General features: G+C 65.4%; 14 protein-coding genes. 12 read left to right on the top strand and 2 right to left on the bottom strand.

What is annotated here, in order from left to right; translation table 11 throughout:
* Positions 1 to 307: 307 nt before the first annotated feature.
* From NGJ44_RS16605 to NGJ44_RS16585, 5 genes are all read left to right on the top strand, one after another.
* On the top strand, positions 308 to 919 hold the full coding sequence (locus NGJ44_RS16605) for a type IV toxin-antitoxin system AbiEi family antitoxin domain-containing protein (RefSeq protein ID WP_048939786.1): 612 nt from the start codon (positions 308 to 310) through the stop codon (positions 917 to 919).
* Positions 920 to 1,014: 95 nt separating this feature from the next.
* Positions 1,015 to 2,490, top strand: coding sequence for a DUF3375 domain-containing protein (locus tag NGJ44_RS16600; RefSeq protein WP_251864627.1), 1,476 nt, complete (start codon positions 1,015 to 1,017; stop codon positions 2,488 to 2,490).
* Between the two features lie 31 nt (positions 2,491 to 2,521).
* Positions 2,522 to 3,196, top strand: coding sequence for a DUF4194 domain-containing protein (locus tag NGJ44_RS16595; protein ID WP_040436294.1), 675 nt, complete (start codon positions 2,522 to 2,524; stop codon positions 3,194 to 3,196).
* Complete coding sequence (locus tag NGJ44_RS16590; RefSeq protein WP_251864626.1) at positions 3,193 to 6,570, top strand: ATP-binding protein; 3,378 nt, start codon at positions 3,193 to 3,195, stop codon at positions 6,568 to 6,570. The genes NGJ44_RS16595 and NGJ44_RS16590 overlap by 4 nt, the downstream gene beginning before the upstream one ends.
* Positions 6,567 to 7,772: a DUF3322 domain-containing protein gene (locus tag NGJ44_RS16585; RefSeq protein ID WP_048939784.1), complete on the top strand. Its 1,206-nt coding sequence runs from the start codon at positions 6,567 to 6,569 to the stop codon at positions 7,770 to 7,772. Before NGJ44_RS16590 ends, NGJ44_RS16585 begins: the two co-directional genes overlap by 4 nt.
* A 21-nt stretch (positions 7,773 to 7,793) precedes the next feature.
* Here the strand turns inward: NGJ44_RS16585 and NGJ44_RS16580 are convergent, their stop codons facing one another.
* Together NGJ44_RS16580 and NGJ44_RS16575 are read right to left on the bottom strand one after the other, a co-directional pair.
* Positions 7,794 to 9,038 carry a type II toxin-antitoxin system HipA family toxin gene (locus tag NGJ44_RS16580; RefSeq protein WP_048939783.1) on the bottom strand — a complete coding sequence of 415 codons (1,245 nt, stop codon included), beginning with the start codon at positions 9,036 to 9,038 and terminating at the stop codon, positions 7,794 to 7,796.
* Positions 9,038 to 9,445, bottom strand: a complete 408-nt coding sequence (locus tag NGJ44_RS16575) for a helix-turn-helix domain-containing protein (RefSeq protein WP_048939782.1) — start codon at positions 9,443 to 9,445, stop codon at positions 9,038 to 9,040. The genes NGJ44_RS16580 and NGJ44_RS16575 overlap by 1 nt, the downstream gene beginning before the upstream one ends.
* A gap of 705 nt (positions 9,446 to 10,150) precedes the next feature.
* Here NGJ44_RS16575 and NGJ44_RS16570 point away from each other — a divergent pair.
* The 7 genes from NGJ44_RS16570 (at position 10,151) to NGJ44_RS16540 (ending at position 15,806) form a co-directional block, all read left to right on the top strand.
* Entirely contained in the window at positions 10,151 to 10,912 is a 762-nt protein-coding gene (locus NGJ44_RS16570) for a hypothetical protein (protein WP_251864625.1), read from the top strand.
* A 110-nt stretch (positions 10,913 to 11,022) separates the two neighbouring features.
* The gene (locus NGJ44_RS16565) at positions 11,023 to 11,241 is read left to right on the top strand and encodes an AlpA family transcriptional regulator (RefSeq protein WP_251864624.1); all 219 of its coding nucleotides are present in this window, start codon (positions 11,023 to 11,025) and stop codon (positions 11,239 to 11,241) included.
* A gap of 41 nt (positions 11,242 to 11,282) precedes the next feature.
* Positions 11,283 to 12,149, top strand: coding sequence for a ParA family protein (locus tag NGJ44_RS16560; protein WP_095377261.1), 867 nt, complete (start codon positions 11,283 to 11,285; stop codon positions 12,147 to 12,149).
* A complete protein-coding gene (locus NGJ44_RS16555) occupies positions 12,133 to 12,381 on the top strand; it encodes a hypothetical protein (protein WP_009618214.1) in 249 nt (82 codons plus the stop codon). The genes NGJ44_RS16560 and NGJ44_RS16555 overlap by 17 nt, the downstream gene beginning before the upstream one ends.
* Positions 12,374 to 14,032, top strand: coding sequence for a ParB family protein (locus NGJ44_RS16550; protein ID WP_251864623.1), 1,659 nt, complete (start codon positions 12,374 to 12,376; stop codon positions 14,030 to 14,032). The genes NGJ44_RS16555 and NGJ44_RS16550 overlap by 8 nt, the downstream gene beginning before the upstream one ends.
* Positions 14,033 to 14,049: 17 nt before the next feature.
* A complete protein-coding gene (locus NGJ44_RS16545) occupies positions 14,050 to 14,610 on the top strand; it encodes a DUF2857 domain-containing protein (protein WP_043223311.1) in 561 nt (186 codons plus the stop codon).
* A 2-nt stretch (positions 14,611 to 14,612) separates the two neighbouring features.
* Positions 14,613 to 15,806, top strand: a complete 1,194-nt coding sequence (locus NGJ44_RS16540) for an STY4528 family pathogenicity island replication protein (RefSeq protein WP_251864622.1) — start codon at positions 14,613 to 14,615, stop codon at positions 15,804 to 15,806.
* Positions 15,807 to 15,860: the final 54 nt, after the last annotated feature.

Raw genomic sequence — 15,860 nt, 5'->3', positions numbered from 1 at the left:
GCGCCCCCAGCAACAATCCGGAACTCGGCCTGTCCGTATTCTGTGGACTAGATTGTGGACTAGAGATGGAGCGGGTGATGGGAACATCACGCCGCACTCAAATCGTTGATTGATAACGGGTTTATTCCGTTGGCGCTACGGAATCAGGCCAGATTATGTACCGGGCGTACCGCGTCGGCAACCAGATCCTGTCCGCATTTGTTTGCTGACATTCACGGTCCGTCATCAACACGCGCTCCAGGCAGACGTGTTTCATTCTATCGTTTGATGTATAAGATCAACGAAATCAAGGAACATCTTTGGAGCGATGGAAAGATCCTCACATGCCCATCGCGCTCTTGCCCTGCTCCACGAGCAGGGCTTCCTGCGCACCAGCGACTTGGACACCATCGGCGCGCCGCGGGTGGTGCTGACACGTCTGTCCACATCCGGGCAATTGGAGCGTGTCGGGCGCGGCCTCTACCGTTTGCCGGGCAACCCCATGTCCGCGCACGAGGACCTCGCCACGATTGCAGTCAAGGTTCCCAAGGCCGTGTTCTGCTTGCTGACGGCACTCCAGTTCCACGAACTGACCACGCAACGGCCTCGCCAGGTCTGGATTGCCATGCCTCGTGGCAGCCACACCCCGCGTATCGAGCACCCGCTGATCAAGATGGTGCAGATGGCGGGTGATGCCTATGCCTCGGGCATCGATGAGCACGAACGCGATGGCGCCAGACTGCGGGTCTACAGTGCCGCAAAAACCGTGGCGGACTGCTTCAAGCACCGCAACCGGATCGGCCTGGACGTGGCCATCGAGGCGCTGAAGGCTGCCTGGAAGACACGCAAGGCTTCAGCCGATGACCTATGGCGCCATGCCAAGGTCTGTCGGGTCGCAAATGTCATGCGCCCTTACCTGGAGGCGGTTTCGCATGAGTGACCACGCCGCCTTGATTCGCGCTTTCTGGGCGAGCCGATCCGTACATTTGGATCGAGACGTCGTTGTCAGCGAACGGCTCGAATAGGCAGCCCATCATGGCACTGGACCACCTCACACTCACGACATACCGCGATCGGCATCCTGCATGGCGATTGCTGGCCTCGCCACATGCGCCATTGGTGGCAAGCTTCCTGTACCGGGTGTTCGTCGCGCCGAACGTGCGGGTGACGAGCGAAGCGGATCTGGCCGAGATGCTGGAAGACGAGTTGTTTGCCCTGCGCGAAGCCCTCGGCGCCGAGGTGTATCCGAAAGCCGCAACCGAATACCTGAATGACTGGTGCGCGCCAGACAAGGGCTGGCTGCGCAAGTTCTACAAGCCCGGCACCGACGAGGCCCAGTTCGACCTTACCCCTGCCACGGAAAAGGCCATCGCCTGGCTGGTGTCGCTGACTGAGCGGCCTTTCGTCGGTACCGAATCGCGCCTGCTGACCTTGTTCGCGCTGCTGGAGCAGATCAGCACCGGAAGCCAGGCTGATCCAGCCAGGCGCCTGGAGGAACTTCGTCGCAAGCGCGACGAGATCGATGCCGAGATCGGACGCGTCCTGTCCGGCGATGTGCCGCTCATGGATGACACGGCCATCAAGGATCGCTTCCTGCAATTTCAGCAACTGGCGCGCGAACTGCTGAGCGACTTCCGTCAGGTGGAGCACAATTTCCGCCAGCTCGACCGCAGCGTCCGCGAGAAAATCGCGTTGTGGGACGGCAGCAAGGGGGCTTTGCTCGACGAAGTCATGGGCGAGCGCGATGCCATCGGAGATTCCGACCAGGGGCGCAGCTTCCGTGCGTTCTGGGATTTCCTGATGTCCAGCCGTCGCCAGGAAGAACTGTCCGCACGGCTCGACCAAGTCCTCGGCCTGCCTGCCGTGGCCGCGCTCAAGCCGGAGCCGCGCACCCGCCGGGTTCACCACGATTGGCTGGAAGCGGGCGAACATACCCAACGCACGGTGGCGCAGTTGTCGCAGCAACTGCGCCGCTTCCTGGATGACCGGGCCTTCCAGGAAAACCGTCGCATCCTCGAACTGTTGCGCAGCATCGAGATAAAGGCGCTTGCATTGCGCGACACGCCACCGGCCGGCGAAGTGATGCTCCTCGACGAGATGGGCGCGGACATCGCCTTGCCGCAGGAACGCCCCCTGTTTGCGCTCCATGCCAAGCCACGCCTGGCGGAACTGATACTTGAATCCGGCGAGGACGACGACATCGACACCGCACGCCTGTTCGACCAGCACGTCGTGGACAAGGCCCGCTTGCGTGAGGCCCTGCGGCAGGCATTGCGGCAACAGTCGCAGATCAGCTTGCGCGCGTTGCTGGAGACTCAGCCGCTGCAACAGGGATTGGCCGAACTGGTCACCTGGCTGGAACTGGCCCACGCGGGAAACCGCGGGCTGGATGGCCTCAGGGCCACGGTGGATGACGATGCGCAGGAGATCGTCGAATGGGCCATGCAGGACAGCGATGGCTCGACGGTACGACGGCGGGCGCGAATGCCGCGCGTGATCTTTACGCGCTGAATGCAAGCTGCGACGGACAGAGCAAAGACCCATGAACGATATGCATCAGGATGATCCAGAAGGCAGTGCCGAATCGCGCCCGCCCGTGGTAGCGGAACTCTCGCAACTGATGGTGCATTTGCTCAAAGGCGTGTTGTACCGCCAGGACGACGAGCGCCTATGGGCCAGTCTGCTGAACCTGCAGGCGCGTGTACGGGAGCAGGCGGCGGTGTTGTTGCTGGATCTGGTGCTGGACGAAGCCGAGGGCTACGCCTTCCTCAAAAGCCAGCCGGAGCCGGAGCATGCGGACGCCACACCTCGCCTGCCACGCCTGATCGCACGACGGCCGCTGTCCTATCCGGTCAGCCTGATGCTGGCCTTGCTGCGCAAGCGCCTGGCCGAATCCGACGCCGGCGGCGGCGATACCCGGCTGGTGCTGTCGCGCGAGGAGATCGCCGAACTGATGCGCGTGTTCCTGCCGGACGGCACCAACGAGGCGCGCCTCATCGACCAGGTCGATTCGACCATCACCAAGGTGGTGGAACTGGGCTATCTGCGCAAGCTCAAGCCCGCTGCCGGTGCAAGTCAGCAGGCACCCCGCTACGAGGTGCGGCGCATCCTCAAGGCGTTCGTCGATGCGCAGTGGCTGGCCGACTTCGATGCGCGCCTGGAGGGTTATCGCACCGCGTTGTCAGGTGGCGATCGCGACAAGGAAGCCGGCCGATGAACGATTTTTCGCCACAGCAGCTCGATTTCGTGGCCGACGACAGCCGCGTCGGCTTTCGCCTGCAGCGGCTGGAAGTCCTGAACTGGGGCACATTCGACCGGCGCGTCTGGCGCTATGAACTCGATGGGCGCAACGGCCTGCTCACTGGCGACATCGGTTCGGGCAAATCCACCCTGGTCGATGCCGTCACCACGCTGCTGGTGCCAGCGCACCGCATCGCCTACAACAAGGCCGCGGGCGCCGAAACGCGTGAGCGATCATTGCGATCCTACGTGCTGGGCCACTACAAGAGCGAACGCAACGAAGCCACCGGCAGCGCTCGCCCGGTGGCGCTGCGCGACACCACCAGCTACAGCGTGATCCTGGGTGTCTTCCGCAACGAAGGCTACGGCCAGGCGGTCACGTTGGCGCAAGTCTTCTGGTTTCGCGAACCACAGGGCCAGCCCGCGCGCTTGTTCGTGACTGTAGAGCGGGAACTGTCCATCACCGAGCACTTTTCCGGATTCGGCAGCGACATCAACGGCCTGCGCAAGAAGTTGCGCGCGATGGGCTGCGAACTGAACGACAGCTTCCCGCCCTACGGCGCCTGGTTCCGCCGCCGCTTCGGCATCGAGCACGAGCAGGCGCTGGAACTGTTCCATCAGACGGTTTCCATGAAATCGGTTGGCAACCTGACCGACTTCGTGCGCAGCCACATGCTCGAACCGTTCGACGTGGGCAGCCGAGTCGAGGCACTGCTCGGCCATTTCGATGACCTCGATCGCGCCCACCAGTCGGTACTCAAGGCCAAGCGCCAGATCGAGCTGTTGACGCCGCTGGTGGAGGATGGCCGTCGCCACGGGCAGATAGCTGCCGAGATCCAGGCGCTGCGCGAAGGACGCGATGCACTGCGCCCATACTTCGCCGGCTTGAAGGCAGCATTGCTGGAGAGGCGCCTGGAATTGTTGACTCAGGATGCGATGCGCTGGGATGCCCGCATCAAGCAACTGGGAGAGCAACGAGACAACGCCCGAATCGAGCAGGGGAAGCTCGAAGGCGCACTGCGCGAGAACGGCGGCGACCGACTGCAACAACTCGCTGCCGCCATTCAGCAGCAGGAGGCAGAGAAACAGCAACGGCAGGAGAAAGCGGACGCCTACACCACGCTATTGACGCGCATTGGAGAAGCAGCGCCGGGAGACGAAGCTGCTTTCATGACACAAAGATCCACCATCGGAGAACACGCCGAAGCGCTGCGCACAAGCATTGCGGACCACGATACGCAGATCAATGAAGACGGATATGCGCTGCGACGGGGTCAGGAAGAACACAAAGCGCTCAGCGACGAGATCGACAGCCTTGCGCGTCGCAAAAGCAATATCGATGCGGCGCAGGTGCGCATCCGCGAAGCCCTGTGCGCCGCTTTGTCCATCGCCGAGGAAGACCTGCCCTTTGCCGGTGAACTGATCCAGGTGCGCGAGGACGAGCGCGACTGGGAGGGCGCGGCCGAACGCCTGCTGCATGGCTTCGGCCTGTCCCTGCTGGTGCCGGATGCGCACTACAAGGACGTGGCCGATTGGGTGGAGCGCCAGCACCTTGGCACGCGACTGGTGTACTTCCACGTGCGTGCACGCAAGTCCACGCAGGCCGTCAGCCTGCACCCCCAGTCGCTGGTGCGCAAGCTGCTCATCAAGCCCGACACGCCGCACTACGACTGGCTGGAACGCGAACTGCACCATCGCTTCGACCTGGCCTGCTGCGACAGCACCGAGCAGTTTCGCCGCGAGACCCGCGCCATCACCCGCGCCGGACAGATCAAGGACCCGAGCGGGCGCCACGAAAAGGACGACCGCCGCCGCATCGACGATCGCAGCCGCTACGTGCTGGGCTGGAGCAACGCCGACAAGTTGCGCACCTTGCGTGACGAACGCGAGGGCCTGGAACAGCGAATGGGCGATATCGGTCTGCGCATTGCCGACGCGCAGCGATTGCGCGGGCAATGCCAGGCGCAACTGGAAGCCTTGGCCAAGCTCGAAGTCTTCACCCGCTACAGCGAGATCGACTGGCAGGCGCCGGCGCGCGAGATGGCCCGCCTGACCGAGGAACGCGACCGCCTCAAGGCGGCCTCCGATACCCTGCGGGAACTGGAAAGCCAACTGGCGCAGGTCGTCGAACGCCTGAAGGAGATCGAAGGCGATCTTGGCGAGGCCCAAGGCAAGCGCGGAGAAATCCGCAGCAAGCACGAAACTGCCTTGGCACAACACGCACAGGCTCTCGAAATCCAGGCGCAAGCCGCACTTGACGACAAGTTGCTGCAAACCCTTGAGGGCTGGCGCGCCGAAGTCCTGGGCGACCACCAGCTCACGGTGGAATCCTGCGACAACCGCGAACAGGACGTGCGCAACGGCTTGCAGGCGCGCATCGATGCCGAAGACAAGCGTCTGACACGCCTGACCGAACGCATCATCAACGCCATGCGCGGTTTCAAGGAGACCTTCAAGGCAGAGACCGCCGAGATCGACATCAGCCTGGCCGCGCTGCCCGAGTTCGAGCGCCTGATGAACGAGTTGCAGCGCGACGACCTGCCGCGCTTCGAGGCGCGTTTCAAGGAGCTGCTCAACGTCAATACCATCAACGAGATCGCCAACTTCAACGCCCAGCTCGCGCGCGAGCGGGAAACGATCAAGGAGCGGGTCGATGCCATCAACCAATCCTTGCAGGTGATCGACTACAACCCCGGACGCTACATCCGGTTGCTGGCGCAACCCAGCCCCGATGCGGAGATCCGCGACTTCCTGCAGGATCTGCGTGCCTGCACCGAAGGCGCGCTGAGCGGCTCGGAAGACGAGCAGTATTCCGAGGCCAAGTTCCTGCAGGTCAAGGCCATCATCGACCGCTTCCGCGGCCGCGAGGGGCTGGCCGAGGTCGACCGGCGCTGGATGCAGAAGGTGACCGACGTGCGCAACGGCTTCCTGTTTTCCGCCAGCGAGCGCTGGCGCGAGGACGATGCCGAACACGAACACTATTCCGACTCCGGCGGCAAATCCGGCGGGCAGAAGGAGAAGCTGGCCTATACCGTGCTGGCCGCCAGCCTGGCCTACCAGTTCGGCCTGGAATGGGGGGCGGTGCGCTCGCGCTCGTTCCGTTTCGTCGTGATCGACGAAGCCTTCGGGCGCGGCTCGGATGAGTCGGCCCAGTATGGGCTGGAACTGTTCCGCCAGCTCAACCTGCAACTGCTGATCATCACGCCACTGCAGAAGATCCACATCATCGAGCCCTACGTGTCCAGCGTCGGCTTCGTGCACAACGAAAGCGGCCGCGAGTCGCGGCTGCGCAGCCTGAGCATCGAGGAATACCGGGCACAGAAGGCTGCCGCCACGGGAGGCGCTGCATGACATGGAGCCGGCCCGCCGACCTTCGCGCGCAAATCGAACGGCTGTGGCAGCGCGGCGAGTTGCTGCGTGCCGTGGTCGGTGACGGCGCGCTGGGCTGGCCGTTGCGGCTGTCGCTCAAGTCGCCTTCCGCTGCCGATCTCAGCAACCGTTTCGATGCCGTGCGCGGCTGGGTGCGCGATATCAGCGCCATGCCACGCGTGCGCATCGAGTGGCGCGAGTGGACGCACCGGGTACAGGGCCGGCAACGCCTGCCGGACACGCTCTGGATCGATACGCTGGAAGACGCTCTGGCGATGATCGGCAAGACCGGAGATGGCCGCCGGTTCCAGGCACTCTGGCAGCAAACTGCCGAAGCGCAACCCGCACTGCTGCCATGGCTGCACAGATCACCGTTGCAGACCCTGGCACTGGCCGAACACTGGCCGCGCCTGCTGGCCGTGGTAGCCTGGGTGCAGGCCCATCCGCGCCCAGGCGTCTATCTTCGGCAGGTCGACGCGCCGGGCGTGGACAGCAAGTTCATCGAAGCGCATCGCGGCATACTGGGCCAATGGCTGGACCTGGCCTTGCCGACTGAAGCCATCGAGCCTGCTGCAACCGGGATGGCCGGGTTTGCCCGTCGCTACGGCTTTCTGGAGAAGCCCGTTCGCATCCGCCTGCGCTTGCTCGATCCGCAGCTGCTCCAGCTTCCCGGCTGCACGGGACTGACCGACATCACCCTGGATGAGGACAGCTTCGCCACGCTCGCCCTGCCTGCGCAGCGTGTTTTCATCACCGAAAACGAGGTGAACTTCCTGGCGTTCCCACCGGTCTCCGGTGCCATCGTCGTGTTCGGTGCCGGCTATGGCTGGGGAGCGCTTGCCCGAGCCAACTGGCTGCATCGCGCCTCTCTGCACTATTGGGGAGACATCGATACCCATGGCTTTGCCATTCTGGACAGCCTGCGCAAGTATTTCCCGCTAGCCGCTTCGTTCCTCATGGACCGCTCTACCCTGATGGCCCACGCACTCCAATGGGGTGAGGAGCCCCTCGACAAACGCCATATGTTGCCCTTGCCCCGACTGGTCGATGAGGAGGCAGCTCTCTACGACGACTTGCGTAATGACCGAATCCGGCCACAGCTGCGGCTGGAACAGGAACGCATCGGCTATCGCTGGCTATGCGCGGCGTTGGCGACAACAGCCCAGGACGATTCTCGGCCGTAGCGGTATGTCCTGCCGATGTCGTCAGGGCGTGGTCGATTCGACGAACGCCGGCTCGAAATCCAGCAGGTCGGTACCGCGCATGCCCAATCCCCGGGCCACTGCGCGCCAGCCCGCCACGGCCTGGGCCACTTCACTCCAGATCGCCTGCGCTTGCACAGCATCCAGCCTGAAATACGACGCGGCGGCCATCAGCATGTCCCGGCTATCGATGACGCCAGTGTCCTCGGTCAGCCAGGTCTTGCTCTCGCGACGGTCGCCCGGCATCGGGTTCAGGTCGAAGGCCGGCGACAGACGCCAGCCGCGCTGGCGTGCGTCGTACAGGAAGCCGGTGTTGCGCAGGTGATCGTCGGTGTTGCAGATCAGGAAGTTGAAGACCAGCCGGCGCCACAACTCATGGATGTCAGCGATCGGATCGGCGCCCGACTGAAGCAGCACATCCACCAGTTCGGTGTAGGCATGCGTCGCATCGCGGCCATCGGACTGGAGCATCGTCGCGGCCGACACGTAGGGGATGCGAGCGCCGTCGTCGGTGCGGTCGAAACGCCGGATGACGGCGACCGCCGTGCTGCCGATCACTTCCACGCGCGCCGGCGCCACCCGGATGCCGGCCTTGGCCGCCAGTTGCATGGCCAACACTTCGCCCCGGATCACGTCGCGCCGATCCGCCTGGCTGGGAAACTTGCCGACCGCCAGGCGTCCATCGATGTCCCGCACCGTGGACTTCGGCCTGGCACCACCCAGCGACGTGCCTTGCCCCAGCAGGTAGCGCAGATCCTGCGCGCTTTCCGTTCCGTCCTCCAGGGCGCGGGCCGCGTGCAGCACCTTGTCCAGTTCCACCAGTGGCGGTACGTGCCGGTTCGCTCCGCCGGCGCGCAGGTAGGCGCGAGATTGCGGATCGAACAGGCGCAGCGCGCCGACGCGCGCCTCGTCGTCCACCCACATCACGAAGTCCACCGGGTCCAGTGCAGGCGTGTCGCGGTCTTCCTGCCGCAGCTTCGCATGGGCGCGCCGGATCACACGCTCGCCCCAGGCGTCGGGCGCGGTGTCCTCCAGCGCGAGGAAGAACACCTGACGGGGATGCTGCACGCCGGCCACCGGCTGGAGATCGGGCGACAGCGTGAAGAACCGGACATCCTGCAGCCAGCCTTCGTCGTAGCTGAACGCGCTGCGCCGGCCGCTGCCCAAGTGCAGGCGCCCCACGACCAAGCCACTTGCCCCCAAGTGGACTTCGAGGTCCGGACGTCGCGCAGGCCGATGCGTTGCCATCAGAAGCCCTCCAGGTCATCGGCAGGCGCGGGCGCATCGCCTTTGTCAACGGGTGCTGCCTGCCGCTTCCTGCCGGCAGAGGTGCGTACCCGCTGCGGCAACTGCTCCCGCACCAGTTCCATGCCGAGCGCATCGTTCTCCAGGGTCATCGCCTGGGCCAGGTCATCGAGCCGGCCCAGCACGTGCAGCGCGCGCAGGAAGGTGTGCAGCGCGGTGCCGGGATAACCATCCTCCATGCGCCTGACGGTGCTCAGGGACGTGCCGATGCGCTGCGCCAGGTCTTCCTGGCTCAGGCGGCGCATGCGCCGCGCCGCCGAGATGTCCTGCCCCAGGCGGCGCAGCGCACGCGCGACGGGCTGCGGCATCGCCACCTGCGCACCAGAGCGCTTTTGCTCGGAAGAAGACATCTTTTAGAACCTCAAATATGAGCTTATTTTTCAAATAAGCGTTCATATTTGAACGCAAAAATGGGGGTCAGTCAACCCAGTCCATGCCTGCCCTTGCAGTTCTGGTAACCGCGCTACTCCATTGCGAGCGGCCCTGTTCGCAGGAGGTATCGCCGGGCTACCAGGACCGGATGAAATCCGACAGGTGATCTCACCTCGTCACCGCTCGATTGTTCGCAGGAGCCACCAAACGGTTCCTACGCACGAGTGGGAGAAACGGGGCGTCATGCTTTGTCGATCTGGGGGCAGACCTCCCGCGTCTTGCCCAAAACCTCGCCGCACTCCGTCGAGGCGGCATCGCCACACCTGTTTCCGCCCGCACTGCGTCTGCTGATAGACCGTCGCTGTCTTGCACGCCGGTAACGCCCAGACTCGAACGCAAGAAGACCGAATCCGTCTTTCGCCGCGATGGCGTCTGTAGCAAAACCTCGTTATCGAGCCATCCCGCCATGGGCAGTCAACCCATTGAAGCATACCGCCACGCAGAGGCTCGGTGCTGGTGGACAAGCGCCATATCGACAGGCGGCTGCTCTGGTGAACATCCGTCATTCCGGCCTTTCTCACAAGCCAAGCCGCCACCGTCTCGCGCCGTGAAGGCGCGTCCCGGCAGCGATTCCAATCAACGAGGGAAGCAGATGTCCTGAATCCGGTTACCAGGGAGCAGTCATGCGAAAGTCATTTTCTTCCGGCGCCCACGCCAAGGTCTTCTACCGCCCAATCGAGGCGGCCATCCAGTGGGCAGGGCTGTCGCGTTTCGAGCGTCGCATCCTCGATGTCGCCAAGGGGATGAACCGCTTGCCGGAGCACCCCGAACTGGCGCGCTGGCCACAGCTTCGCCTGAACGCGGAACGGATCTACGACGCACTGGTGCATCTCGACCTTCCCTACGGCAAGGACGGCATCACGAGCAACGACCCCGCCTTGCTCGATGACCCCAGCCTCACGATCCGACATGTCGATCTGAAGGCCTGGATGATCCGCTTCTATCCCGACCAGCGACCGGCCTTCCTGTTCGATGCCTTCGAGCGTCACCTGCATCCGGCCGTCAGTGTCGATGCTGTGCAGGCACTGGTCATGGATCGCGAGGCATTGAAGCTCCAGCTTGCCGACAGGGTGCAAGCCTGGGATGCGCTCTATGCCCAGTTCCAGACGCTCAGCCAGGAGCACCAGGCACGTACGGAGCGCGAGAAGCGCTCCGGGATGCCGGGCGCCCGCAGTGAGTCCACCTACCTGAACATCGTTGGCGGTCTTTTGACCCTGCTGCTGGGCAAGTCGCCCAATGGCGTTCCCTATTCTTCCTTCGAGACGCTGGAATCGGTCATCAGTGCGCTGGTTGCCCATTACGGCGACAAGTCCGGGATCAGCGAGCGAACGCTGTGGGCGAAGTTTTCGGCAGCCAGGCGTCATCTCGCCACCCAGGACCGCTGACTGCAAGTGCAGACGCCGAGCCTGCACTTGCGGTGACTGCGCGGGAACCGCGCTATTGAATACGGGGCACGTCCATCACCGCCGCTACACAGCGCCAAGGAGTGCCCCTCGTGACTGCCCAGACCATCGCCACCGCGGCGCCGAACGAACATCGCATCCTGCGTCGCGCGGAAGTCGAGGCCAAGACCGGCTTCAAGCGCGCCCACATCTACAACCTGATCAAGGAGGGCAAGTTTCCCAAGCCCCTGCGCCTCGGGGTACGCGCCATCGGCTGGGATTCGGTGGAGATCGATCAGTGGATCGCTGATCGACTCAGGGAACGGGCGTGAGCCCGCGCTCCGTCGGAATCCCTTCCACGAGGAGTCGCGCCATGCAGGTGGTATCCATCATCTCGACCAAGGGGGGCGTCGGCAAGACGACCACCGCAGCGAACCTGGGCGGCTTCATCGCCGATGCAGGGCTGCGCGTGCTGCTGCTGGACCTGGACGTACAGCCCACCTTGTCGAGCTACTTCACGCTCGGCACGCATGCGCCTGCCGGTATCTACGAGATGCTGGCCTTCAACGAGCAGCGTATCGAGCAATTGGCTTCGCAGACCGCTGTGGCAGGTCTCGACCTGGTGGTGTCGAATGACCACCGCGGCGAACTGAACACACTGCTGCTGCATGCACCCGACGGACGGCTGCGCCTGCGTCACCTGCTTCCCGCGCTGGCGTCGCACTACGACCTGCTGCTGATCGATACCCAGGGAGCGCGCAGTGTGCTGCTGGAGATGGCGGTACTGGCCTCCAGCCTGGCGCTGTCGCCGGTGACACCGGAAATCCTGGCGGCGCGTGAGCTGAGGCGCGGCACGCTGCAACTGATCGAGGATATCGCTCCGTATCGGCACCTCGGCATCGAGCCGCCACCGCTGCGCTTGCTCATCAACCGTGTGCATCCGGTTTCGTCGAACGCCCGACTGATCCAGCAGGCCCTGCGACAAGTGTTCCAGGCGCACGCTGGCATACAGGTCCTGAACACCGACGTCCCGGCCATCGAAGCCTACCCACGTGCCGCAACACGGGGGCTGCCAGTGCATCGCGTCGAGTACCGGCAACCAGTGGGCCGTACTGCGCCTGCGGCGTTGGAGACGATGCGTGCGCTGGCTGGCGAGCTGTTCCCGGCATGGCGGGAGCGCTTCGCGTGCGTTACCGGCAGGGGCCGCGCAGGGGGAGCCAGTCATGGCGAACGCGCATGAACTGGCCCGCGGCCATGCGCGGCTGCGCGCGCTGATCGAGTTCGCGCTGGGCGAAGGTTGGCACGTGAAACGCACGCGCGGCGGGCACCTGATGTTCACCAAGCCCGGCTGCGCCGCGATCTACACCAGTTCGACCGCGAGCGATCATCGCGCCAGCCGCAACGCTCGCGCGCAGCTTCGCCGCGCCGATCGACAGGCACTGACGGCATCTCGGGAGAGCAGCGATGGCTGAGCCGACGCCGCAGGACATGGCCGCCAAGCTGCTGGCCAAGGGCTTCGAACGCAGCGGTCCTTCGGCCGCGGCCTTGACCGACCCCATTGCCGACACACCGATGGTGGTGACGCTGGACGAGCTGCGCCCCTATGAACATGACCCGCGCGTGACGCGCAACCCGGCCTACGAGGAAATCAAGGCGTCGATCCGCGAACGCGGGCTGGACGCGCCCCCCGCGATCACGCGCAGGCCGGGCGAGGCGCACTACATCATCAGGAACGGTGGCAATACGCGGCTCGCCATCCTGCGCGAACTGTGGGGCGAAACCAGGGAAGACCGCTTCTTCCGGATCGCGTGCCTGTTCCGCCCGTGGCCGCCGCGCGGCGAAATCGTGGCGCTGACCGGGCACCTGGCCGAGAACGAACTGCGCGGCGGGCTGACCTTCATCGAGCGCGCCCTGGGCATCGAGAAGGCGCGCGAGTTCTACGAGCAGGAAAGCGGCCAGGCGCTGTCACAGAGCGAACTCGCGCGGCGGCTGACGGCCGACGGCTATCCGGTGCCACAGTCACACATCAGCCGCATGAACGATGCGGTGCGCTATCTTCTGCCGGCGATACCGAACCTGCTCTACGGCGGCCTGGGACGACATCAGGTGGAACGGATCTCGGTACTGCGCAAGGCGTGCGAGCGCACCTGGGAGCGGCGTGCGCTGGGCCGCACGGTGGCCGTGGACTTCGCCACCTTGTTTCAGGACGTGCTGACGCAGTTCGACACGCAGCCGGATGACTTCTCGCCGCAGCGGGTGCAGGACGAACTGGTGGGCCAGATGGCCGAACTGCTGGAGGCGGACTACGACACGCTGGCGCTGGAGATCGACGACAGCGAAAGCCGCCAGCGTGCGCTGAGCAGCGAACCGGCGGCGCCGACACCACCGGCAGCGCCCGTCGCGCCTGCTGGTCCTCCTCCGCCGGTCTCCGCGCCTCAGCAGCCACCCGCCTCGTCCGTGCCGCGCGACACCACGCCGGTCGCGCCTCCGGCGCCAGCAGCGACACCGCCTGCATCGCCTGAAGCGCCGGAGGACCAGCACGGGGTACGCGAAGAGCGCCTGCAAGGGCACATCGTGACACCGGCACCGACCACCGAGCGCCTGCAGTCCATCCAGCGGATGGTTGCGGACCAGCTCGGCGACAAGCTGCCCGACTTCGAGACCGACGCGCTGCGTGCGATCCCCGTGCAGGTCGGCGGGCTCTATCCCATCTCGGACGTCTGGTACGTCGAGCCGGCGCTGGACGTGCCGGATCGCCTGCGCGTGCACATCGCGCAGTTCGCGCGCGAGATCGGCGAGGAAGCGGCGGTCGGCGACCACATCGAGGCCAGCGTCGGCGGCATCGGCTTTGTCTGCGTGGCGCCGGCCGTGGGCCAGGCAAAGGCGCTGCCTGCGTTCGCGCGGGCGGTGCTGACCCTGCTGGAGGCGCTGAGTTCGGCGCCACCCGCCGCGAACGGCTTGGACCGTGCACTGCTGGCCGACGAGTTGGCGGCGCTACTGCATGGCCACGGCGGCTCGGCCGCACGGCTGAGCGATGCTGCGCTGGTGAAGCTGTTCCGTCTGCTGCGCCTCGCGCGCCGGCTGCTGGATCTGGAAGCCGGCGTAGCGAGCCAGGATTCCTGAGCGCAGGAGGCTCCCGCATGTCGGCACCGCACCCGCTCAACCAGGCCGTGATCGCCCAGGCCCTGCACGACCTGCGCAACGGCCAGCTGCGCCGCTGCAAGGCCATGGGCTTCGGCGAGGAGGAACTGGATGCGCTGAAGCACCCCGAACTCGTGAGCATGCTGGTGAATGCCACGGTGTCGTGGTGTTCGGTATCGGTGAACCGGGAAGTGTTGAAGCGGCTGCTGAGCCAGGTGCACGACGTAGAGCGGGAGATCGCCACGGTGGACCGCATGCTCCGCCTGGGGGCGAGCACGGAGATGGTCAGCAAGTTCTACGGCCTCACGCATCAGGAAGTGGCGCTGCGCCGCGACATCCTCGGGCTGCCCAAGCGCAAGGGCCGGCATCCGGTGCTCGACGAGGCGCAGGACGTGGCCTTGTGGGAGCGCTGGAAGGCCGGCGTCTCCGAGCGCCACATCGCCCTGACCGACGACATGGCGATGCTGGCGCTGACCATGGATCTGGCCGAGGCCATGACCCTGCCCATGTCGGTGATCTGGTCGGCGATACGGAACTGGATCGACCAGGGGCTGGTGTAGCCATGGCCACGTGCGGCGCACCACGGCGCGATGGCCCGGTTGCGCTGTCGTCGGTGTTCGACGAGGCGCTGCGACACCTTGAGCCGAAGGAACCGGCGCAGGAAACGGCGCCGGCCGCCGACGGTTTCCTCTACAGCGGCAACCGCCATGAGAGCGTGCCGCGCAGGCTGTTCCTCGACCGGCGCCTGACGCCGCTGGAGCGCAACGCCTGGCAGGTGTTCCGCCTGCAGCTCAACGACGACGGCGTGACCGCCTTTCCCACCTACGACCAGCTCCGCCCCTATCTGGCGTCCATGCCCTGTGCGGCGCAAGCCTCGCACGAGACCGTGGCGCGCGCCCTGACGCTGCTGCGGCTGACGCGCTGGCTGAGCCTGGTGCGACGACGGCGCGACCCGAAGACCGGCCGCATCCAGGGCAACCTCTACGTGCTGCACGACGAACCGCTGTCGCCCTTCGAGGCGATGCAGCTCGATGCCGACTACCTCGGCCTGGTCAGCCAGGCGCTGACCCATGCCGCCAAGGCGGTGCAGATCGTGGGCATGAACACGCTCAAGGAGATTGCCGAAGACCCGCTGCTCAGCGGCCGCACGCTGCCGACCCGCCTGCAGGTGCTGGCGCAGCGCATGGCGCGGCATGGCTGGACGACGCCAGGTTATCCACAGGAGGGTGCGGACCACGAATCCGAAGAAGGCCTGGAAGCCCTTCTTCGGAATGCTGCGCACCCGTCTTCGGAATCCGAAGCAGGGCCGAAACCCGCGCCGGACGGCTCTCTTCGGATTCCGAAGGAGGACCGTACAGTACGTAATGATCGTATGAATGAAGTACGTACAGTACCGCGCGCGAGGGCCTTGCAGAACCTGCGGCTGCCAGACCGCTTCCAGCGTTTGAAGCACGAGCAGCAGTCCGGCGCGCTGGTGGCCTTGCGGCAGGTGGACGAAGCCCAGCGGCAGGCGGTGCTGGACGAATGGGAGGCGCGCTGCTGCAACAGCTCGGTGCGCAACCCGGCCGGCTACCTGTTTGGCATCATCCAGAAGGCGATCCGTGGGGAGTTCAAGGCCTGGGCGGGCGACAGCGCCACGGTGCCGCCTGATTCCCGTCCACCCGCGCCGGCACCGGCGCCATCGACACCGCCGGTATCCCCCGAAGTGGCGCGCGCCCACTTGGCGCGGCTGCGGGCGGCCCTGCGCGACCCGTGACCGGCCGAGCTATCCCCAGGGGATAGCTGGGACAGGGAGCCTTCCGGCGGGTCG

Source organism: Achromobacter sp. Marseille-Q4962 (assembly GCF_943737005.1).
GTDB lineage: Bacteria > Pseudomonadota > Gammaproteobacteria > Burkholderiales > Burkholderiaceae_B > Achromobacter.
Note: the sequence above shows the minus strand (reverse complement) of the source record. Positions and strands in the feature narration are given on the sequence as shown.